The sequence below is a fragment of the Nonomuraea sp. NPDC050022 genome (assembly GCF_044460705.1).
In the GTDB taxonomy this organism is placed as follows: Bacteria; Actinomycetota; Actinomycetes; order Streptosporangiales; family Streptosporangiaceae; genus Nonomuraea.
In genome coordinates this window covers 231,684-252,085 of the sequence record NZ_JBITKE010000005.1, presented here as the reverse complement: position 1 = coordinate 252,085, position 20,402 = coordinate 231,684, and the positions used below count along the sequence as shown (strand labels likewise).

The 20,402-nt window shown below is 70.9% G+C and carries 15 protein-coding genes; 5 read left to right on the top strand and 10 right to left on the bottom strand.

Going from position 1 to position 20,402, the window contains the following annotated elements; genetic code table 11:
• Window positions 1-39: 39 nt before the first annotated feature.
• Window positions 40-2,037 (top strand): glycosyltransferase family 2 protein, encoded by a 1,998-nt coding sequence (locus ACIBO2_RS22640; protein ID WP_358541570.1) that lies wholly within the window; start codon window positions 40-42, stop codon window positions 2,035-2,037.
• Here ACIBO2_RS22640 and ACIBO2_RS22635 read toward each other — a convergent pair.
• Genes ACIBO2_RS22635 through ACIBO2_RS22615 form a run of 5 tightly spaced genes read right to left on the bottom strand, consistent with a single transcriptional unit; the run spans window position 2,027 to window position 8,065 of the window.
• A complete protein-coding gene (locus ACIBO2_RS22635; RefSeq protein WP_397298891.1) occupies window positions 2,027-3,157 on the bottom strand; it encodes an alpha/beta hydrolase family protein in 1,131 nt (376 codons plus the stop codon). The genes ACIBO2_RS22640 and ACIBO2_RS22635 overlap by 11 nt on opposite strands.
• Window positions 3,157-4,155: an alpha/beta fold hydrolase gene (locus ACIBO2_RS22630; protein ID WP_397298888.1), complete on the bottom strand. Its 999-nt coding sequence runs from the start codon at window positions 4,153-4,155 to the stop codon at window positions 3,157-3,159. Before ACIBO2_RS22630 ends, ACIBO2_RS22635 begins: the two co-directional genes overlap by 1 nt.
• On the bottom strand, window positions 4,152-5,423 hold the full coding sequence (locus ACIBO2_RS22625) for an MFS transporter (protein ID WP_358541563.1): 1,272 nt from the start codon (window positions 5,421-5,423) through the stop codon (window positions 4,152-4,154). The genes ACIBO2_RS22630 and ACIBO2_RS22625 overlap by 4 nt, the downstream gene beginning before the upstream one ends.
• A gap of 30 nt (window positions 5,424-5,453) precedes the next feature.
• Window positions 5,454-7,313 (bottom strand): helix-turn-helix domain-containing protein, encoded by a 1,860-nt coding sequence (locus tag ACIBO2_RS22620; protein WP_358541561.1) that lies wholly within the window; start codon window positions 7,311-7,313, stop codon window positions 5,454-5,456.
• Entirely contained in the window at window positions 7,313-8,065 is a 753-nt protein-coding gene (locus ACIBO2_RS22615; protein ID WP_397298883.1) for an SDR family NAD(P)-dependent oxidoreductase, read from the bottom strand. Before ACIBO2_RS22615 ends, ACIBO2_RS22620 begins: the two co-directional genes overlap by 1 nt.
• A 260-nt stretch (window positions 8,066-8,325) precedes the next feature.
• Between ACIBO2_RS22615 and trpD the strand changes: the two genes are divergently transcribed.
• A complete protein-coding gene (gene trpD / locus ACIBO2_RS22610; RefSeq protein ID WP_358541556.1) occupies window positions 8,326-9,363 on the top strand; it encodes an anthranilate phosphoribosyltransferase in 1,038 nt (345 codons plus the stop codon).
• Window positions 9,364-9,447: 84 nt separating this feature from the next.
• On the opposite strand, the gene ACIBO2_RS22605 is transcribed toward trpD, so the two are convergent.
• The 3 genes from ACIBO2_RS22605 to ACIBO2_RS22595 form a co-directional block, all read right to left on the bottom strand.
• Complete coding sequence (locus tag ACIBO2_RS22605; protein WP_397298879.1) at window positions 9,448-10,839, bottom strand: class II fumarate hydratase; 1,392 nt, start codon at window positions 10,837-10,839, stop codon at window positions 9,448-9,450.
• A 125-nt stretch (window positions 10,840-10,964) separates the two neighbouring features.
• The gene (locus ACIBO2_RS22600) at window positions 10,965-12,872 is read right to left on the bottom strand and encodes a serine/threonine-protein kinase (protein ID WP_358541552.1); all 1,908 of its coding nucleotides are present in this window, start codon (window positions 12,870-12,872) and stop codon (window positions 10,965-10,967) included.
• Between the two features lie 35 nt (window positions 12,873-12,907).
• Complete coding sequence (locus tag ACIBO2_RS22595) at window positions 12,908-14,017, bottom strand: serine/threonine-protein kinase (protein ID WP_397298876.1); 1,110 nt, start codon at window positions 14,015-14,017, stop codon at window positions 12,908-12,910.
• Between the two features lie 764 nt (window positions 14,018-14,781).
• On the opposite strand from ACIBO2_RS22595, the gene ACIBO2_RS22590 reads away from it, so the two are divergent.
• Window positions 14,782-14,970: a DUF5999 family protein gene (locus ACIBO2_RS22590; RefSeq protein ID WP_214639679.1), complete on the top strand. Its 189-nt coding sequence runs from the start codon at window positions 14,782-14,784 to the stop codon at window positions 14,968-14,970.
• 178 nt (window positions 14,971-15,148) lie between these two features.
• Here the strand turns inward: ACIBO2_RS22590 and ACIBO2_RS22585 are convergent, their stop codons facing one another.
• Together ACIBO2_RS22585 and ACIBO2_RS22580 are read right to left on the bottom strand one after the other, a co-directional pair.
• Window positions 15,149-16,801 (bottom strand): fumarate hydratase, encoded by a 1,653-nt coding sequence (locus ACIBO2_RS22585; RefSeq protein WP_358448808.1) that lies wholly within the window; start codon window positions 16,799-16,801, stop codon window positions 15,149-15,151.
• Window positions 16,802-17,034: 233 nt separating this feature from the next.
• Window positions 17,035-17,898 (bottom strand): DMT family transporter, encoded by an 864-nt coding sequence (locus ACIBO2_RS22580; RefSeq protein ID WP_397298872.1) that lies wholly within the window; start codon window positions 17,896-17,898, stop codon window positions 17,035-17,037.
• A 68-nt stretch (window positions 17,899-17,966) separates the two neighbouring features.
• On the opposite strand from ACIBO2_RS22580, the gene ACIBO2_RS22575 reads away from it, so the two are divergent.
• The gene (locus ACIBO2_RS22575; RefSeq protein ID WP_358541543.1) at window positions 17,967-19,352 is read left to right on the top strand and encodes a PLP-dependent aminotransferase family protein; all 1,386 of its coding nucleotides are present in this window, start codon (window positions 17,967-17,969) and stop codon (window positions 19,350-19,352) included.
• 48 nt (window positions 19,353-19,400) lie between these two features.
• Window positions 19,401-20,339: a Gfo/Idh/MocA family oxidoreductase gene (locus ACIBO2_RS22570; RefSeq protein ID WP_358541540.1), complete on the top strand. Its 939-nt coding sequence runs from the start codon at window positions 19,401-19,403 to the stop codon at window positions 20,337-20,339.
• The last annotated feature ends 63 nt before the right edge of the window (window positions 20,340-20,402 follow it).

Genomic DNA, 20,402 nt, shown 5'->3' with positions numbered 1-20,402 from the left:
CGCCGCGCCCCATGAGATAGGTCGGCGCACGCTGACCACATGGGTGTGAAGGTCAGTGTGATCGTTAATGTCCACAACCCGGGAAGTCGTGCCGACGCGTGCATCCGCTCCGTCCTGGAGCAGAGCATGCCCGCGGACGACTATGAAGTGATCTTCGTGGACGACGGTTCCATGGACGGGATCGCGGAGCGGCTCGACACTGTCGCCGCGGTCCGCAGGAACGTCCGGGTGCTGCACCTGCCCCACACCGGCTCACCGATGCGCGGCCGCAACGTCGGCATGGCCGCCGCCAAGGGCGACTACATCTACCTGATGGACCAGGGCGACCGGCTGGAGCGCGGCGCCCTGCTGAGCATGTACGACCGGGCCGTGGAGACCGACGCCGACGTGCTGGTCGGCCGCCTGGTGCGGGACGTGGGGCCACCGGTGACCGCGTTCGTGCGCAGCCGGGGGCGCGCCGATCTCCTGCGCGACCGGCTGCTCAGCCTGCTCACCCCGCACAAGCTCTACCGCCGCGCCTTCCTGGAGGAGCACGAGTTGGGCTTCGCCGTGCCCGGCGGGCAGGTGGCCGAGCAGGCGTTCGCCGTACGGGCCTACCTACAGGCCAAGGTCGTCGCCGTGCTGGCCGATCAGATCTGCTGCCACATCGGCGAGCGCGAGGAGGTCGTGGAGGACCCGCGCACCACCGTGGCCGAGCTGCGGATCCTGCTCGCCGACATCGACGCCTACGTGAGCGACGGGCGCCAGCGCGACCGCATGTACGGCCACTGGCTGCGCACCACCGTGCTCAAGCCGTTGCTGAGCAGCCGGTTCTTCGCCTCGTCCGTGGACCGGGGCATGCACTTCAGGTTGATCAGGCAGCTCGTGCTCGACAGCTTCCCCGAGCGCCTCGACCGCTACCTGCCGGTCCAGCTGCGGGCCGTGGCCACCTTCGTCCGTACCGGGCGGCTGGACCAGCTCGTCGTCCTGGCCAACTCCTCCGGGCGGGCCGGGCTGCGGGCGGACCTGAGCGAAGTCCGCTGGGACGCGCAGGTGCTGGTGCTCGGCCTGTCCGTGGAGGTCCTGGGCGGTGACGGGTGGCCCACCAGGTTCCGTACGGACGGTGAGCGGCTGCTCTGGCAGCCACCCCGATCGGTCGACGCCAGGCTGCTGCCCGACAGCGTCCTGGACGTCACCGCCGCCATCGAGCGGGCCCGCATCGAGGTGTACGTACGGCACAGCGAGACGAGCGTCATCCACTACCTGCCGGTCGCCTACCGGGTCGAACGGGTCCAGGACGGGCGCCGCCACGTCCGCGTACGGATCGTCGGCGAGGCCAGGGTCGACGTGACGGCCGCGGCGCACGGCGAGCCGCTCAAGGCTGGCCAGTGGGAGGTGCACGTACGCATGTTCGGCGGCGCGCACCAGGCCAGGAGCCGGGTCCGCCGCCCGGACGGCCCGCTGAACTGCCTCGGCGTGCTCGCTCAGCGGCCCAGGATGCGCCTGGTGGTGCCTTGCTGGAGCGATGCGGGCGAGCTCGGGCTGGCCGTCGAGCCGCGCTCGTTCTCGGAGTCGATCGCGCTGGTGTCGCCCGGCGTGATCATCCGGCGGCAGGAGGGACATCTGTACGTCGTGCTGCCCGTGCCGTACGTGCCGCCGAGCGGCGGTCCCGCGCTGGAGCTGGTGCTGCGCAACACCGCGCGGCGGCCACGTGAGGTGAGCGCGCCCGCGCTGGTCGAGCCGGGGGTGCCGGGCAAGATCGCCGGCCAGTTGGTGGCCAAGGTGCCGGTCAAGCGGATGATGCCGGGAAAGGACAGCCTCGGTCCCGGGGCCTGGCTCTCCTCGCTGCGTACCGCCGACGACGAGATCGGTCTGCGGTTCGGGCTGGAGGTGCGCAGGGGCAGGATCGAGGTGCGGCCGTCGGCCGCCGTGGACCCCGAGCGGCGCTCGGCGATGGGCACGGACACGCTGCTGCACCGGATCGGCCGGCGCCTGCCCGGCGCGCGGCACATCGTCCGGCTGGCGCGCGCGGGCAGGCATCGCTACCTCAGGGACTGACCCAGTCCTCCAGCTCGGTGAAGGAGTCTCTGAAGACCGGCAGCATCGGCTTCAGCTTGTCGGGGTAGACGTCCACCAGGCTGTCGAGGTGATTGCCGCCCTCGACCCGGTGATAGCGGAACGGCCGGTGCGGGCCGACCATCTTGGCGTAGACGTCGGAATCACGCGAGATCGGCAGCAGCGAGTCGAGTGTGCCGTGGATCGTGATGAGCGGCTTGGTGATTCGGCCGGTCAGCGCGATCTTGGCGACGGCCGCGTACGGCTTGCGCGCGTCGTAGTCGTAGTCCGCCGGGGCGCCCTCGTAGGAGGGGTCGAGCTCCTTCTGGTAGAGCCGCTGGGTGAGCTCCCAGTAGTACTGCCGGTGGAAGGGCCACAGGAACTCCGAGCCCGCGGCGAAGCCGGCCTGCTCCGGCGACCCCTTCAGCGCCTGGGGCAGGAAGTTGAGCAGGTTGTCGCCCTTGACCCGCCAGAGCGTGCCCTCCCAGTCGACGCCGCCGTCGTAGAGCCAACCGCGGTTCTCCAGCTGCCAGCGGACGAGGTAGCCGCCGTTGGAGATGCCGGCCATGAACGTGCGCCGGGGCTGGTGGCCGTACCGCTGCCTGACGACGGCCTTGGCGGCCAGTGTGAGCTGGGTGACGCGCTCGTTCCACTCGGCGATCGCGTCTCCCGGGTGGCGGCCGTCGGCGTAGAACTCCAGGCCGGTGTTGCCCTTGTCCGTGGCGGCGAACGCGTAGCCCTTCGACAGGACCCAGTCGGAGATCGTGAAGTCGTTGGCGTACTGCTCCCTGTTGCCCGGGGTGCCGGTGACGACCAGGCCGCCGTTCCAGTTCTCGGGAAGCCTGATGACGAACTGGGCGTCGTGGTTCCAGCCCTGGTTGGTGTTGGTGGCCGAGGTGTCGGGGAAGTAGCCGTCGATCTGGACGCCGGGGACGCCGGTGGGGTTGACGGTGGCCGCCGAGTGCAGCCCGGCCCAGTCGGCCGGGTCGGTGTGGCCCGTGCTGACGGTGCCCGCCGTGGTCAGGTCGTCGAGCCGGGCGCTGATGGTGTGCTCGGCGCCCGGCACCATAAGACCTTGGGCAGGGGTCAGCAGGCTGGCCACCAGGGTTAACGCGACTAACATCAGGACTCCGCGAGATGGTCGGCCAGCAGGCGCTGGAAGTCTTCGGGACGCTCCAGGTGCGGGCTGTGGCCGCACTCCGTCAGCACGGCCTCCCGGTAACGGCCGTAGCGGTCGAGCACGGCCCTGGTCTGGGTCACCATGGGCTGCGCGGTGGTGCCGGGCGAGCCGGGCACCACGCCCAACTGGCCGAGATGGGCCAGGTCGAACAGCGAGGTGTCGGAGACGATCACGTCATCGGCGCCTCTGATCCACAGGATGGGCGGCTTGGGGTCGATCTCGTGCAGGTCGTCGAGCCGGAAATGGGTGGGGGCCAGGGCGTTGAGCACGCCGTGCTTGCCCGGCGCGACGCCCGGCCACTGCGCCGAGCCGACAGGGTCGCCCGGGTAGTGGGCCTCGCCGACGCGGGTGGTGAGCATGGAGCGGACGTAGAAGTCCTCGTCGGGGACCGGATTCTTCACATACGTGGTCCGGAACACCGAGCGAGGGGACGTGGGGGATTCGTCCGTCATGTCGCCCGCCTCGAGGCGGGACACGAAGTCGGGGTTGGCGGCCCCGGCGCCCGCTCCGGTGCCGTCGGCGTGGGTGAGCCGGCCGTCCGCGCCCTCCGTGCCGCCGTAGCCGTACGGCGAGACGGGGTTGACCAGCGTGACGCTCCTGACCAGGCCGGGACGCTCGCGCAGCAGCCGCAGGACGATGCCGCCGCCCATGCTCCAGCCGACCAGGTGGACCCGCTCCAGGCCCAGCCGGTCGATCAGCTCGCTCAGGTCGTCGGAGTAGTCGCGCAGGCCCCGCGTGGCGTCCACCGGCTCGGGATCGGTCTCGCCGAACCCGCGCAGGTCCACCGCGAGCGGCCGGTACGCCTCGGGCAGCGCGGCCATGGTGTCCCGCCAGAACGCGCCGGAGGAGACGTTGCCGTGCACGAACAGCACGGGCTCGCCGCTGTCCCGGCCCGCCACGGTCAGGACGTGCTGGGTGAGGCGAGGCGTGGTGACCTTCACGCGTTCACCTTCTCCGCCAGGTCGCGGCCCTGGGTCTCCCTGGCGGCGTAGACGGCGACCAGGGTGAGGACGGCCGCCAGGCCGAGGTAGACGGAGATCGGCAGGCTGCTGCCGTAGCCCTTCAGCAGCGCGACCGCGATGATCGGGGCCAGCGCCCCGGCCACGATGGCCGACAGCTGGGCGCCGATCGACACCCCGGTGTAGCGCATCCTGGTGCCGAACAGCTCGGCGAAGAAGGCCGCCTGCGGGCCGTACATCATGCCGTGGAAGAGCAGGCCCACGGTGATGGCCAGCGTGATGGCCAGGAAGTTGCCGGTGTCGATGAGCGGGAAGAACGCGAAGATCCACAGCCCGATGCCGGCCGCCCCGGCCAGGTACATCGGGCGGCGGCCGATCCGGTCCGACAGCGCGCCCCACATCGGGATCGTGACGAAGTGGATGGCCGAGGCGATCAGCACGGCGTTGAGCACGGTGGTGTTCTCGATCTTGTTCGCCTTTGCGTAGGTGATGACGAAGACCGTGAGCAGGTAGAACGAGATGTTCTCGGCCAGCCGCGCGCCGATCGCGACGACGACGTCGCGCCAGTGGTGGCGCAGCACCCCGATGATCGGCGCGGTCTCCTCCGGCTCGGCCTGCTGGAACACCGGCGACTCGCTGATCGACAGCCGGATCCACAGGCCGATCAGCACCAGCACGCCCGACAGCAGGAACGGCACCCGCCAGCCCCACGCCAGGAACGCCTCGTCCGACTGCGTGGCGGCCAGCACCGCCAGCACGCCGGTGGCCAGCAGGTTGCCGCCCGGCGCGCCGGCCTGCGGCCAGGAGGCCCAGAAGCCGCGCCGCGCCGCGTCGCCGTGCTCGGAGACGATCAGCACCGCGCCGCCCCACTCGCCGCCCAGCGCGAAGCCCTGCACCAGCCGGAGCAGGGTCAGCAGCAGCGGCGCGGCGGCGCCCACGCCCGCGTACGTCGGCAGGCAGCCGATCAGGAACGTGGCGGCGCCCATCAGCAGCAGGCTGACCACCAGCAACTGCTTGCGGCCGAGCCGGTCGCCGAAGTGGCCGAAGATCAGGCCGCCGAGCGGGCGGGCGATGAACCCGACGGCGTAGGTGAGGAACGCCAGGAGCGTCCCGGTCAGAGGGTCGGCGTCGGGAAAGAAGAGCTTGTTGAAGACGAGGGCGGCTGCCGAGCCGTACAGGAAGAAGTCGTACCACTCGATGGTGGTGCCGATCAGGCTCGCGGCGACGATCTTCTTGATGGAAGTGGCCATGCCGTCACGCTAGGGAGTGACCGGCGTCACTCATATGGCGTCGCGACCCACAGTCTGTGGCGCTGATGTGTGGCCGAGTCGGTGCAGGCGGAGGGCGAGCTGGATCTCCAGCGCACGCTCCGGCTCCAGCCAGCCGTCGCCCAGGAGCTTGCCGACGCGGTCGAGCCGCTGGGTGACGGTGTTGACGTGGATGTGCATGGCCTCGGCCGTACGGGAGGGCGAGCCGCCCGAGCCGAAGTAGGCGGCGAGCGTGTCGGCCAGGACGGTGCCCCGGCGGGCGTCGTACTCGACCACCGGGCCGAGCACCGAGCCGACGAAGCCGCGCACGTCGCGGCCGTCGCCGACCAGCAGGCCGACGAAGCCCAGCTCGCTCGCGCTCGCGCCGTCACCCGCCCGGCCCAGCGCGATGAGCGCCTCCGCGCAGCGCCTGGCCTCCTGGTAGGCGGCGGCCACGTCGCTCTTGCGCGAGGCTCCGGCCGTGGCGGGCGTGTGCAGCGACGTGCTCAGCTCGGCCGCGACGCGCTGCGCGATGGCGCCCGCGTCGCCGCCGGGAAGTAGCAGCACGACCTCGTCGGCTCGCCCCGCGGCCAGCCCATGACGTACGGCGGCCTGCGACGACGCCCAGAATGCGGCCCGCTCGCGCTGCCCGTCATGCCGGACCACGACCACGACGTGCGGCGCGGTCAGGTCCACGCCCAGCCGGCGGGCCCGGTCGGCCAGGCCGGGGGAGCCGGGCCTGGAGATCAGGTCGTCGAGCAGCTCGCCCCGCACCCGGCCCTCCGCCTCGGCCACGCTCCGGCGGAACAGCAGCAGCAGCGCGCAGACCAGCGCCGCCCGCTCCAGGATGCGCTCGTCGGCGTCGTCGCTGCGCAGGATCAGCGTGCAGAGCGGCTCACCGCCGACGTCCACCGAGGCGATCAGCAGATCCGCCTTGCGCACGGTACGGCCCAGCGCCCTGGACGCCTGCGCGGCCTCGAACACGCCCGCGTCCAGCTCACCGACGTCTCCGGTGATCGGCCGCCCCAGGTCGTCGAGTACGGCCAGCGAGCCGCCGAGCACGTCCGTCACCACGGCGGCCACGTCCTCGATGCCGCCGCCGCGCAGCACCAGGGAGGTCATCCGGTCGTGGGCCAGCGCGGCCCGCTCGACGGCCTGGCCGTGCTCCCTGACGGTGCGGTGCGCGGTGGACAGCTCTTCGAGGGCGTTCCTGGTCTCCTGCAGCAGCCTGGCGTTGTCGATCGCGACGGCCGCGTGCGCCGCCAGGCTCGCCAGCAGCGACACCTCTTCCTGCAGGAACGGCCGGCGGCTGCGGTTGGCCGCGAACAGCACGCCGATCACCCGCTGCCCCAGCCGCAACGGCACACCGAGGATCGCGACCAGGCCCTCCTCGGTGACGGCCTCGTCGATGTGGTTCTTGTGGTGGAAGCGGGCGTCGTCGAAGTAGTCGGCGGTCGCGTACGGCGTGGCGCTCTGCGCCACCAGCCCGCCGAGCCCCGCCCCCATCGCCAGCCTGAGCGCCCGGAACTTGGCCGAGATCGAGCCGTCGGTCACCTGCATGTACGTGTCGCCGCGGGCCGGATCGTGCAGCGTGAGGTAGGCGGTGTCGGTCGCGAGCAGCTGCCTGGCCCGGTGCACGATCGCTTCCAGCACCGCGTCGAGGTCGCGCAGCGCGGCCAGGTCGTTGGCGGTGTCGTAGAGGGCCGACAGCTCGGCTTCGCGCCTGGCCCGGCGTTTCAGGAGGGCGCGCACCTTGAGGGCGTCGACCTTGGCCAGCTCCAGCTCCTCGACGGTCGCCGCGTCGGCACCTTCGGCCCGGGCCTGGATGATCGGCCCCTCGAACTCGACTGCCGACGCTTCCCTGGCAAGCAGCTCCAGAAAGCGTCTGCTCACTAGCGTGCCGTCCAGCCGCCGTCGAGGGGCACGGAGACGCCGGTGATGAACGACCCGGCGGGGCCGCACAGGTAGGCGACCAGTTCGGCCACCTCGTCGGGCTCGATCAGCCGCTTGATCGCCGCGGGCTGCAGCATGATGTCCTCGACCACCTCGCCCGGGTCGATGCCGTGCATCTTCGCCTGGTCGGCGATCTGGCCCTCGACCAGCCCGGTCCGTACGTAGGCGGGGCACACGCAGGTGGAGGTCACCCCATGGGGCGCCCCTTCGAGCGCGAGGGCCTTGGAGAACCCCTCCAGCCCATGCTTGGCCGCCGTGTACGCCGACTTGTACGGCGAAGCCCGCAACCCGTGCACCGAGGAGATGCTGACGAACCGCCCCCACTCCCGCGCGTACATGCCCGGCAGCACGTGCCGCGCGATCCGGAACGGCGCCTCGACCATGACCCGCAGCATCGTGGCGAACACCTCGGGCGGGAACTCCTCGATCGGCGCCATGTGCTGGAACCCCGCGTTGTTGACCACGATGTCGACGGGCCCGTCCGGCAGCACGCCGACGAACTCCGGATCGCTCAGGTCGGCCACCACCGGCACCCCGCCGACCTCGGCGGCCACCTTCTCCGCCGACTCCGCGCTCCGGTCGACGACCAGCACCTTCGCCCCGCCGGCGGCCAGCCGTCTCGCGCAGGCGGCCCCGATGCCGGCTCCGCCCCCCGTGACCAGCGCCGTCCGCCCCGTCAGCTCGTTCGCCATGTCTCCGAGCCTAAGCGCTCGCGGGCCGAGGGCGGCATGGGTGTCCACGACATAGATCGCTGGCCCCTTATGTGGTGTGTCTCGGCAGCCACGGCACCCGCCTGCCTGGTACGGTTTCTCCCATGCACGCGTATTCGTACTCCTGGTGGCCCGCCTTCTAGGCGGTCCTCCTAGCGCATACGCACCCCGGCCGCCTCGACGAGGCGGCCGTCGTCATGTCAGGACCCCCTTGTCGAGCACCTCAGACGAAAGGGCGTCCAGTGACAACCTGGCCAGCGCTGCTCAGCACTCTCCTCGACGGCACCTCGCTCACCTCGGGCCAGGCCGCCTGGGCCATGGACCAGATCATGTCGGGCGCCGCCACGGACGCCCAGATCGCCGCGTTCGCCATCGCCATGCGCGCCAAGGGCGAGACGGTGGCGGAGGTGTCGGGCCTGGCCGACGGCATGCTCGCCAGATCGGCGGCCATCAGGATCCCCGGCGACCCGGTCGACCTGGTCGGCACCGGCGGCGACCGGGCCAACACGGTCAACGTCTCGACCATGGCGGCCATCGTGGCGGCGGCGGCCGGGGCCAAGGTCGTCAAGCACGGCGGCCGGGCCGCCTCCTCGACCACCGGAGCCGCTGACCTGCTGGAAGAGCTCGGCGTGGTCATCGACCTGTCTCCGGCCGGCGTCGCACGGGTCGTGGAGGAGGTCGGCATCACGTTCTGCTTCGCGCCCACCTTCCATCCGGCGCTGAGACGCACCTCGGGGGCGCGGCGGGAGTTGGGGGTGCCCACGGTCTTCAACTTCCTCGGCCCCCTCACCAACCCCGCCCTCCCGGCCGCCCAGGCGGTCGGCGTCTTCCACCCCGACCTGGCGCCGGTCATCGCGGGCGTCCTCGCGGAGCGCGGCGGCTCCTCGCTCGTCTTCCGCGGCGACGACGGCCTCGACGAGCTGACCACCTCCGGACCCTCGGCCATCTGGCTCGTCCGCAAGGGCACGGTCACCCAGACCCGCTTCGACCCGGCGGACCTGTCGATCCCACGAGCCCGCCCATCGGACCTGGCCGGCGGCGACGCGGCGCACAACGCGGCGGTGGCACGGGCGGTCCTCGCGGGCGAGCGGGGGCCGGTCCGCGACATCGTCCTGCTGAACGCGGCCGCCGCCCTGGTCGCGGCCGACGGCACACCGCCCGCCGCCGACCTCACCGGGGCCCTCGGCCACGCCTACAAGCGGGCAGCGGACGCCGTCGACTCAGGGGCCGCCGAGACCCTGCTCACCCGCTGGGCCCAGGCCACCCACAGAGCGGCCTGAGGCCGCCATCGCTCGGCGGGCTGCCATCACTTGGCGGGCGGTCTGAGGCCCGTCGTCACTCGGCGGATGGTCTGAGGGCTGTCGTCACTCGGCGGGCCGGGTCATGGAGAGTACGTCCAGCAGGGCATCGAGTTGTTCCTCCGTGAGCCGGCCGGCCGACACGTGGCCGCGTTCGATGACCACCTCACGGATCGTCTTGCGCTCGGCCAACGCCTGTTTGGCGATCTTCGCCGCCTCCTCATAGCCCACGTACCGGTTCAACGGCGTGACGATCGACGGCGACGACTCCGCGTACTCCCGCAGCCGTGGCACGTTCGCCGTGATCCCCGACACGCACCGGTCGGCCAGCAGCCGTGAGACGTTGGCCAGCAGCCGGATCGACTCCAGGATGTTCCGCGCGATGACCGGCAGTTGCACGTTCAGCTCGAAGCTGCCCGACGCGCCCGCGAACGTGATCGCGGCGTCGTTGCCGATCACCTGCGCCGCGACCATGGCCGTCGCCTCGGGGATCACCGGGTTGACCTTGCCGGGCATGATGGACGAGCCCGGCTGCAGGTCGGGCAGGTTGATCTCGCCCAGCCCGGCGCGCGGCCCGGAGCCCATCCACCGCAGATCGTTGGCGATCTTGTTGAGCGAGACCGCGACCACCTTCAGCTGCCCCGACAGCTCGACGATGGAGTCCTGCGCGCTCTGCGCCTCGAAGTGGTCCATCGCCTCCCTGAACGGGATCCCGGTCGCCTCACGCAGCTTCTCGATCGCCAGCTTCGCGAAGCCCGGCGGGGTGTTGATGCCGGTGCCCACCGCCGTACCGCCCAGCGGCAGCTCCAGCACGTGGCCGAGCGCCGTCTTCACCCGTACGGTGCCGTGCTCGATCTGCGTGGCGTAGCCGCCGAACTCCTGCCCCAGGGTCACAGGCGTGGCGTCCATGAGGTGCGTCCGCCCGGACTTCACCACCTGGTCGAACTGGATCGCCTTGGCCCGCAGTGCCGCCGCCAGGTGTTCCAGGGAGGGCAGCAGGTGGTAGGTCACCTCCGTCGCCGCCGCCACGTGGATCGACGTCGGGAACACGTCGTTGGACGACTGCGAGGCGTTGACGTGGTCGTTCGGGTGTACGGGACGGCCCAGCCGCTCCTCGGCCAGCGTCGCGACGACCTCGTTGGCGTTCATGTTGGAGGAGGTGCCGGAACCGGTCTGGAAGACGTCGATCGGGAAGTGATCGTCGTGCTCGTTCTCCGCGACGTCGGCCGCGGCCTGGGCGATGGCCTCGGACACGTCCTTCTCCAGCACGCCGAGCTCGCCGTTGACCTCGGCGGCGACCGCCTTGATCAGGCCGAGCGCGGCGATATGCGACGGCTCCAGTGGCCGTCCGGACACCGGGAAGTTCTCCACCGCCCGCTGCGTCTGCGCGCGCCACCTGGCTCCGACCGGAACGCGCACCTCACCCATGGAGTCATGTTCAATGCGGAACTCGCTCATGCCTCCCAGTCTGGCTCACGCATCCCGGAACAGCCCGAAAGGGGCGCCACGACGACGCCGTGCCAGCTCAGTCGGACAGGGTGAGGTCGTGTCGGCTCAGCTCGACAGGACGCGGTTGTCTCGGCTCAGCTGGACAGCAGCGCCACGATGAGGACGGCGATCACCACGGCGGCGGCCGCGGCCACAGCCATCAGGACCAGCATCCCGTTGCGGTTGCCCGTGGGGCTCTGCTCGGGCTCCTTCGCGATGGCGAACAGGTCCGTTCCGAGCCCCTGCCCGGCCTGGCGCTCCTGCCCCGACTGCCCCGCCGGGCGCGGCGGGCCCGGGTGCGGGCCGGTCGGCGGCCCTTGCTGCGGCCCCATCGGTCCCATGGGGGGTCCGGCCTGCGGTCCCATGTAGGGCGGCCCTGCCTGCGGGCCGCCGGGCGGCGGTCCGGGCTGGGGGCCCCGCGGGCTCTGCTGGGGCGGCGGCACCGGGTAGACCTGCTGTCCCGGAGGGTGGTGGATGCGGGTGGTGACGGTGCTCTGCTCGTCGGAGCCACGCCGCGACGGGTCCTGGGGCATGGGGGTCTTCGGACGCGCCACGCTGATGGTCCGCTCGGGGTCGTACGCACCGCTCGGACGAGGCCCGGTCGGGGCGCCAGCTCCTCCGGCACCACGCTGAGGGCCACCGGGCCCGGACGGAGCGCCCGTGGAGCCGTGCGGGCCGCCCACAGGGCCGGATGGCGCGCCCGTGGATCCGGAAGACCCGGGAGATCCGGGAGGGGCACCCGCAGGGCTGTGTGGCCGCGCTCCGGTCGCCGGACCGGCGGCCTGCGCGCCAGGCGCCCCGCCTGCCCGCGCGGCCTGTGCTCCTGTCTGGGGGCCCTGCGGGGGCGTGCCGAACGCGTTCGGACCGGGCCCGGGCCCCTGCGGCCCGCCCATCGGCCCCTGCCCGCGCGGACCGGCTTGCCCGCCGGGACCGAACGCCCCGCCCGGCGCCTGGCCGCTAGAACCCGCTTCGCCCGGCGTCATTCCGCTCGGGCCCGTCGCGGCGTGCGGGGTCCGCGCATCCCGACCGGCTGGAGCTCCTCGGCCGGGGGCGGCGGGTGGGGGACCCCACGGGCCAGCCGCCTTGGGAGGCTGTACGGCGGGCGCCGTGTCGTTCGAGTCGGGCACGCCGGCCTCCTGGGCGATCAGGGCCTCCGCCGTGATCGCCGGCATCTCGCTCGTGGGCGTGTCGGCGATCATCCTGAGCAAGGTCTCCGCCTTGGCCGCCGACAGTCGCCGCTTGTGGTCCTTGTCCAGCAGCCCGGTCAGCACCGGCCGCAGCTGCCCGGCCTGGGTCGGCGGGTCGGCGTTCTCGCTCAGCAGCGCGGCGAGCGTCTCCGCGATCGTGGACCGCTCGTACGCGGGACGGCCCTCGACCGCGAAGTACAGCGTCGCGCCCAGCGACCAGACGTCGGACTCGGGCCCGGTGTATTCGCCCCTGGCCCGCTCCGGCGCCGTGTATCCGGGCGAGCCGATGACCATGCCGGTCTTGGTGAGCCGGGAGTCGCCCTCGGCCTTGGCGATGCCGAAGTCGGTCAGCACCACGCGGCCGTTCTCGGTGATGAGCACGTTGCCGGGCTTGACGTCGCGATGCGTGATGCCCTGGGAGTGCGCCGCGCGCAGCGCGCCGAGCAGGTCGACGCCGATCTCCGCCACCAGCCGGGGCGGCAGCGGGCCCTCTTCGTCGATCACCTGCTCCAGGGAGCGGGCCTCGATGAGCTCCATGATGATCCACGGGCTGCTGTCGTGGATGAGCACGTCGTGGATGGCGGCGACGGACGGGTGCTGGATCCGGGCGGCGATGCGCCCCTCCCGGACCATGCGCTCGCGCAGCTCAGACCGCTGTTCCTCGGTGAGACCCGGGTCCTGGCGGATTTCCTTGACCGCCACCTCGCGCCCGAGCGCGCGGTCGCGGGCGCGCCATACGGTGCCCATGGTCCCTCGGCCGAGGGGCGCGATGAGCTCGTAGCGCTCCGCGAGCAGGCGTGTCTGCTGTTCCGGCATGAGAAGAAGATATCGATTCTCGCTTGGGAAGTGCTTTACCCTCGCTTGCGAAGTTCTCTTGGCCAGAACCGTCGAGGAAGGCACAACTTTATCACCGTCGCTTTGAAACGGGCATAAGCGGATGGTGTAGGTCGGGGTTCGCCCCGTTTCCGATGGACGCCTTCGCCCGGTTTACGTTCCTGATGTGGTGGCGGGACCGCCAAAGCGGCCGCGGTCGCCTCCGCTCGGTGCAGCCCGCGGTGCGCGGGCCGGCGCGCGAAAGAGGGAGTGGTGATCACCGGCGCCGGCCGTACCGATCTGCTCGGGGCCAGCGGCTCCTCCGCGGAGCCGCCCGCCGCGACCCTGGCCAGCATCAACGAGGCGCGTACGGAGTCGAGCCTGGTCTGCGGGTCGATGCGCAGCAGCGCGTCGAGAACCGGCGCCAGCGGCCCGGCCTTCGTCATCGGGATCGGCTCGCCGCTGGTGAGCGCGGCCAGCGCGGCGGCGGCAGTACGGCGCCCGTGCAGCCCCCGGCCCTCGACGGCGGTGTAGAGGGTCGCGCCGAGCGACCACAGATCACCGGCCGGACTGGCCTTCGACCCCAGCACCCGTTCTGGAGCGATGTATCCCGCCGAACCCAGCACGATGCCCGCCTGGGTAATAGAAACGTCACCTTCCAGTGCGGCCAGCCCGAAGTCCGTCAGGACCGCGCGGTCCTCCATCACCAGCACGTTGCTGGGCTTCACGTCGCGGTGCAGGATCCCCTTGGCGTGTACGGCCCGCAGCGCCCCGAGGATCTGCCGCCCGATCTCGGCCGCCTTGCGGGGATGGAGCGGTCCGCCCTCAAGGATCAGCTGCTCAAGGGACCTGGCCTGAAGCAGCTCCATCACGATCCACGGCCGGTCGTCCTCGGTGACCACGTCGAACACGGTGATGACCGACGGGTGCGCGACCATCGCGGTCGCCCGGCCCTCGCGCTCGGTGCGGGCGCACAGCTCGGCCCGCAGCTCCTCGTCGAGCACGGCCGGCAGCCGGACCTCCTTGACCGCCACGTCCCGGTCGAGCAGCTCATCGTGCGCTCGCCAAACGGTACCCATGCCGCCGCGGCCGACCGGCTCCAGAAGCCGGTAGCGCGCGGCTAGTAGGTAACCGGAGGGCGCACGCATGGCAGGCAGCTTACCTATTTGTCTAAACCGACCAGTAGAGGCGGGGCCGATAAAATGTTGCGAAGTTAAGTCAACTGGTCTGACTCGTGACGTCAGCAAACCTGCCGTCCACATCGGTCCGGTTGATAAGGGAGTAGGCGTGCTCCCAGGCGTCGAACACCAGCGGCGTTCCCATGATGGTGGTAAACGCGCTCGATGACCAGCGTCCGCCAGCGGCTCCCCGGCCCCACACCCCGGCTTCGCACCCCCGCCCGCTTCGGGAACGCGCCAAGATCTACGGCCGCCGAGCTCGCCCTTGTCGTGCCCCCAGGGCCTCGGCAGGGCGTCAGTCCGAATCTGCCTCTGGTCGCTGACCTGCGGATATGGCATCCGGCCCAAGTTGGTCACCAGGATTGTGCGCGATGCCCGCAAGAAGTTCGCAGGCGTCCGGCAGGGTTGCTCATAGGGGTCTGACGCAGCCGTCAGCAGTTTGTAAGGGTGTCGTAAGGGCCCAGGGGCAGACTGAAGTTAAGGGGATCGGATGAACCCGGAGGCGGCCGAAACTGTCAGTGGCGGCGGTCACACTGGGGACAAACGCCCTGGTGCTTACCGGAACCAATAACCGAGACGAGTTCGTTGAGGGACGTGATGAGGATGCGCCAGAGTCAGGTTCGTCGCCGACCGGCAAAGAGGCCGGTCGCACCCGCACTGGACCTTCGCACGCCGTCGGGGCGACAGCTGCCCTTTTGAAACCCACAACAGGAGCGCCACCTGAGAGGTGCACGATGTGCAGTCACTACCCGCTTTGTCCCACCGCCGACTCACCCGACCGTGAGGCTTCACACGTGATCTCGGCTCACCCTGATCAGGGCTGGAGCCTGCTGTGCAATGGCGTGGTGCTGTTCGAGGACACCGGGTTGCTCCTTCCAGACGGCTCCGTGGTCGCGCCCCACCGCGGTCTCGTGGCCGCTTGATCCGTTAATGACCAGTGCCGTCTGAGTGCCACCTGACCAGTGCCGTCTGAGTGTCACACGACGGGTGTCGTCTGAGCTTCACCTGACGGGTGCCGCCTGAGCGTCATCCGACCGTCGGTGCCGAGCGGCCGGAGACGGCTCACCCGGCATCCTTTCGGCGACCGGTTCGCGGAGAGCGTCAGCGGCGGCCGATCGACAGGACCGGCCCGGTGCGATCGGTGAAGAAGTCATCACCCTTGTCGTCGACGACGATGAACGCGGGGAAATCGACCACTTCGATCTTCCACACCGCCTCCATCCCCAGCTCCGGATATTCCAGGACCTCCACCTTCTTGATGCAGTCCTGGGCCAGCCTGGCCGCGGGCCCGCCGATGGACCCCAGGTAGAAGCCTCCGTGCTCCCTGCAGGCGTCGGTCACCTGCTTCGACCGGTTGCCCTTGGCCAGCATCACCATCGAGCCGCCGGCGGCCTGGAAACGCTCAACGTAGGAGTCCATTCGCCCGGCGGTAGTGGGGCCGAACGAACCCGACGCGTAGCCCTCCGGCGTCTTGGCCGGGCCCGCGTAGTAGACGGCGTGATCCTTCAGGTACTGCGGCATCTCGCCGCCCGCGTCGAGCAGGTCGGCGATCTTCGCGTGCGCGATGTCGCGGGCGACCACGAGCGGGCCGGTCAGTGAGAGCCGCGTCTTCACCGGATATTTCGACAGCTCGGCCAGGACCTCCGGCATGGGCCGGTTGAGGTTGATGGTGACGACGTCGTCCGAGAGGTGCTCGTCGGTGGTCTCCGGCAGGAAGCGGGCCGGATCGGTCTCCAGTTGCTCCAGGAAGACGCCCTCCGGCGTGATCTTGGCCAGGGCCTGCCGGTCGGCCGAGCAGGACACCGCGATGGCCACCGGGCAGGACGCGCCGTGCCGGGGCAGGCGGATCACGCGTACGTCGTGGCAGAAGTACTTGCCGCCGAACTGGGCGCCGATGCCGAGCTTCTGCGTCAGCTCGAAGACCTTGGCCTCCAGCTCCAGGTCGCGGAAGCCGTGGGCGGAGGGGGAGCCGGAGGTGGGGATCGAGTCGAGGTAGCGGGCGCTGGCATACTTGGCCGTCTTCAGCGCGTACTCGGCCGACGTGCCGCCGACCACGATCGCCAGGTGGTACGGCGGGCAGGCCGCGGTGCCGAGCGAGCGGATCTTCTCCTCCAGGAAGGCGAGCATCCGCTTCTCGTTGAGGACGGCCTTGGTCTCCTGGTACAGGAACGACTTGTTGGCCGATCCGCCGCCCTTGGCCATGAACAGCAGTTTGTACTCGTCCGCGTGGCCGTAGGGGTCCTCGGCGTACAGCTCGATCTGGGCGGGCAGGTTGCTGCCGGTGTTCTTCTCCTCCCACATGCTCAGCGGCGCCATCTGCGAGTAGCGCAGGTTGAGGCGCGTGTAGGCGTCGTAGACGCCGCGCGAGATGTGCTCGGCGTCGCGCCCGTCGGTGAGGACGTGGCGGCCGCGCTTGCCCATGACGATGGCGGTGCCGGTGTCCTGGCACATGGGCAGGACGCCGCCGGCCGAGATGGAGGCGTTCTTCAGCAGGTCGAGCGCGACGAACCGGTCGTTGCCGCTGGACTCGGGGTCGTCGACGATCTTCCGCAGCTGGGCGAGGTGCGAAGGACGGAGGAAGTGGGAGATGTCGTGGATCGCGGTCTCGGTGAGCAGCCGCAGCGCCTCGGGCTCCACTTCGAGGAAGCTGCGCCCGGCGGCCTCGACCCGCCGCACGCCGTCCGGCGTGATGAGCCGGTATTGCGTCTCGTCGGCCCCCAGCGGCAGCAACTCGCTGTAATCGAACTCGCCCATGATCCTCCCCATTCGCCGCACAGAGCCTATCTTTTCTACCAGTCTTTTTTACGGCCGCCCCGGCGGAGGTGGCTGGGCGCCGTCTCACATGGCCTTCAGGCTCTTCACGCTCTTTACGGCCGGCCCCGGTGAGCCCCACCCGCCGCCCAAGCTGGGCCCTGTCCAGGGGCACGCTCCTCCGGTGGAGGTGGCCGGGCGCCGTGACGTGCGTGATGTCGGCCATCTGGGTGGTCTTAGCCGATGTGAACCGGTTCCCGTTTCCTCGTGGTGGTCAGCCCGACCAGGATGCCCGCGATCACCAATGAGGCGCCCAGTAGGTCGAAGACCGTTGGGGTGGCGATGCCCAAAGCGAGGCCGGTGGTGATCGCCCCGACCGGGATGAGGCCGGCGAACAGGCCCGCGTGGCCCGGGCCGAGCTTGGGCAGTGCGGTGTACCAGAGGAAGAAGGCCAGGACGGTCACCACCACCGCCAGGTAGACGAAGCCGAGGGCCTGTGCCGTGGTCGGTGTCCTGAGCATGCCGGTGCCCTCCTTGACCAGGCCGATCGTGGCCAGCATGGGGACGGCCAGCACCGTCGAGTACGCCGACAGCCGGATCGCCCCCAGCTTCGGCAGCAGCGGGATGGCCAGCATCGAGAAGCTGACCTCGCCCACCAACGCGCCCAGCGCCCACAGCAGGCCGGGCAGGTCGCCGCTGCCTAGCCCGGTGGCCAGCGTCGCGCCCGCCACCACGACCACCGCGCCGGTCAGCAGCCGGGGCGCGGGGCGGCCGCCGAGCAAGGCCAGGGCGAGCGGCACGGTGCCCAGCACGGTCCCGACCAGCGCGGGGCCGGAGGTACGGGTCGACTCGATCACGCACATGTTGAACAGCACCAGCCCGAGCAGCGTCAGGCCGACGAGCAACAGCGTCTCGCGCCACGTCAGCCGGACGAACCGCAGGCCGAGCACCCGGATGACGACGAGCCAGATCACCGCCGCGACCAGGTAGCGCACCGCCTGCCCGCCGTACACGGGGTAGTCCTGGATCAGGCCGGACACGCCCGCCAGCGTCCCCATGAGGAACATGGCGGTGGCGGCGCCGGCGACTCCGCTTCTCATAAAAAGGAGACTAGGGACACAATGGCTCATAGCAGCAGTCCAATGTCCCGCTAAAAGGATGGACCAATGTGGCTGACCTACATGTCACGATAAATCGTGATCAAGGGGGCATTGCCGGGCAGATCGCGGCGGAGATTCGCGCGTCCATCCGGCAGGGCCGCCTCACTCCGGGCACCCGGCTGCCCGCCAGCCGCGACCTGGCCGCCGACCTCCAGGTCTCGCGGGGCGTCGTGGTCGAGGCGTACGAGCAGCTGGTGGCCGAGGGCTTCCTGATCTCCCGCGTCGGCGCGGGCACCCAGGTGGCCCCCACCTCGGCCCGCTCGGCGATGGACGTGGTCCCCGCGAGTGGCCCGGTCTACAGCCCCCACTACGGCCACCGCCCCACCTCTCCCGACCTCGGCTGCTTTCCCCGGGAGCGGTGGCTGGCCTCCGTACGCCACGTGCTCACCACGATGCCCTCGGACGTGTTCGACTACGGCGACCCCGGCGGCGTCCCGGAGCTGCGCGACGAGCTGGCCGGTTACCTGCGGCGGGTCCGGGCGGCGGACGTACGCGCCGACAACCTGGTGATCGTCGGCGGGGTGGCCCAGGGGATCAGCCTGGCGCTCCACGTGCTCACCCAGGGGACCCGCGGCCTGCGGCTGGCCGTCGAGGACCCGAACAGCCACCGCCAGGTCCCCCTCCTCCTGCGGGCGGGCGCCGAGCTCGTCCCCGTCCCGGTGGACGACCAGGGCCTCGTCGTGACGGAACTGCGGGCGCGCGGCGCGGACGCGGTCCTGATCACTCCCGCCCACCAGTACCCCACCGGCGTCGTGCTCTCCCCGGCGCGGCGGGCCGCTCTCATGGAGTGGGCCGCCGAGAGTGGCGGGGTCGTGCTGGAGGACGACTACGACGCCGAGTTCCGCTTCGACCGCGACCCCGTCGGCTGTCTGCAGGGCCTCGCTCCCGCCCGGGTGATCCTGTCCGGCAGCGTCAGCAAGGCGCTGGCCCCCGGGCTGCGGCTCGGCTGGGTGGCGGCCCCCGCCGAGCTGGCCGAGTCCATGCGGCAGGCCAGAGGCGAGCTGGATCTGGGCTCGCCGGTCATCGACCAGTACGCCCTGGCCCACTTCCTGCGTACCGGCGGCTACGACAAGCATCTGCGCCGGATGCGCCGGGAGTACCGGCGCCGCAGGGACGCTTTGGTCAAGGCCGTGGCCGAGCACCTGCCCGAAGTGCGTGTCCGGGGCATCGCGGCGGGCCTGCACGCCTATCTGGACCTGCCGCCGGGCTCGGACGAGGACGCCTTCGTACGGCCGGCGCGCGAGCTGGGCCTGGCCGCCGACCCGGTCGGCCCGACACGCCTCACACCCGGACCGCCCGGGGTCGTGGTCGGCTTCGCCCGCCTCCCGGCCCACCGTGCCGCGGCGGTCATCCAAGGCTTAAAGGTCAGAATGTCAGGACAAAATATTGACTGATGGAGAAGGTCGCGCTTAGAAAGAAATCCCCATCTCATTGGAGGCGCCATGCGCGTGGGACTGCTGGGCTTGGGCAGGATCGGCGCGTTTCACGCGGCCACCCTGGCCGCACATCCGCTGGTGGACGAGCTGATCGTCTCGGATCCCGTCCGTGAGTCGCCGTACGGCAGGCCGGGCGACCCCTTCGAGGCGGACGCGCTGGTCATCGCCTCACCGACCAGCACGCACGCCGAGCTGCTGCTGAAGGCGTGCGGGCTGGGCATCCCGGTGTTCTGCGAGAAGCCGGTCGCGGGAAGCGTCAAGGAGACCGTGGAGGTGCTCGCGGCCAGTCGGGGCAACCGGGTGCAGATCGGCTTCCAGCGCAGGTTCGACCCCGGTTACATCGACGCGGCGATGGCGCTGCGCGGTGGCGAATTGGGGGAGTTGCACCGGGTTCACCTCATCACCGCGGATCCGGCGCCGCCGCCCGCCGAGTACATCCCGTTGTCCGGTGGTCTCTACCGCGACTGCCACATCCACGACTTCGACATCCTGCGCTGGGTGACAGGACGCGAGGTGGTGTCCGTCTACGCGACCGGCGCGAACCGGGGCGCCGCCTTCTTCGGCGCGGCGGGCGACATCGACACCAGCGCCGCGCTGCTCACGCTCGACGACGGCACGCTGGCCACCCTGCAGGGCTCCCGCTACAACGGCGCCGGCTACGACGTGCGCATGGAACTGGCCGGCACGAAGGGCACCCGGGCCGTCGGCCTCGGGCCGCGCGCGCCCCTGAGCAGCTCGGAGGGCCTGCAACCGCCAGGGGAGCCGTGGCCCGACTTCGTCACCCGCTTCGCCGACGCGTACGCCGCCGAGATCGACTGCTTCCTGCGCAGCGACGTGAGCCTGTGCTCCATCGAAGACGCCCTGGCGGCCCTGTACGTCGCCGAGGCCGCCGAGCTCTCCCGCCGCGAACACCGCCCCGTCGAGGTCGCGGAGGTGACGCGGTGAGCTCGTCTGTCGCAAGTGGTGGAGGTGGCGCGGTGAGCGTGCCCGTCGGAGTGGTGGAGGTAG

What these genes read in the sequence shown, in the direction of transcription:
- ACIBO2_RS22615 (WP_397298883.1), bottom strand. Translation starts at nt 8,065, where the DNA reads ATGGCGAACGAGCTGACGGGGCGGACGGCGCTGGTCACGGGGGGCGGA.
- ACIBO2_RS22600 (WP_358541552.1), bottom strand. Translation starts at nt 12,872, where the DNA reads ATGCCGGAACAGCAGACACGCCTGCTCGCGGAGCGCTACGAGCTCATC.
- ACIBO2_RS22595 (WP_397298876.1), bottom strand. Translation starts at nt 14,017, where the DNA reads ATGCGTGCGCCCTCCGGTTACCTACTAGCCGCGCGCTACCGGCTTCTG.
- ACIBO2_RS22635 (WP_397298891.1), bottom strand. Translation starts at nt 3,157, where the DNA reads ATGTTAGTCGCGTTAACCCTGGTGGCCAGCCTGCTGACCCCTGCCCAA.
- ACIBO2_RS22625 (WP_358541563.1), bottom strand. Translation starts at nt 5,423, where the DNA reads ATGGCCACTTCCATCAAGAAGATCGTCGCCGCGAGCCTGATCGGCACC.
- ACIBO2_RS22590 (WP_214639679.1), top strand. Translation starts at nt 14,782, where the DNA reads ATGTGCAGTCACTACCCGCTTTGTCCCACCGCCGACTCACCCGACCGT.
- ACIBO2_RS22640 (WP_358541570.1), top strand. Translation starts at nt 40, where the DNA reads ATGGGTGTGAAGGTCAGTGTGATCGTTAATGTCCACAACCCGGGAAGT.
- ACIBO2_RS22570 (WP_358541540.1), top strand. Translation starts at nt 19,401, where the DNA reads ATGCGCGTGGGACTGCTGGGCTTGGGCAGGATCGGCGCGTTTCACGCG.
- ACIBO2_RS22585 (WP_358448808.1), bottom strand. Translation starts at nt 16,801, where the DNA reads ATGGGCGAGTTCGATTACAGCGAGTTGCTGCCGCTGGGGGCCGACGAG.
- ACIBO2_RS22580 (WP_397298872.1), bottom strand. Translation starts at nt 17,898, where the DNA reads ATGAGAAGCGGAGTCGCCGGCGCCGCCACCGCCATGTTCCTCATGGGG.
- ACIBO2_RS22605 (WP_397298879.1), bottom strand. Translation starts at nt 10,839, where the DNA reads ATGAGCGAGTTCCGCATTGAACATGACTCCATGGGTGAGGTGCGCGTT.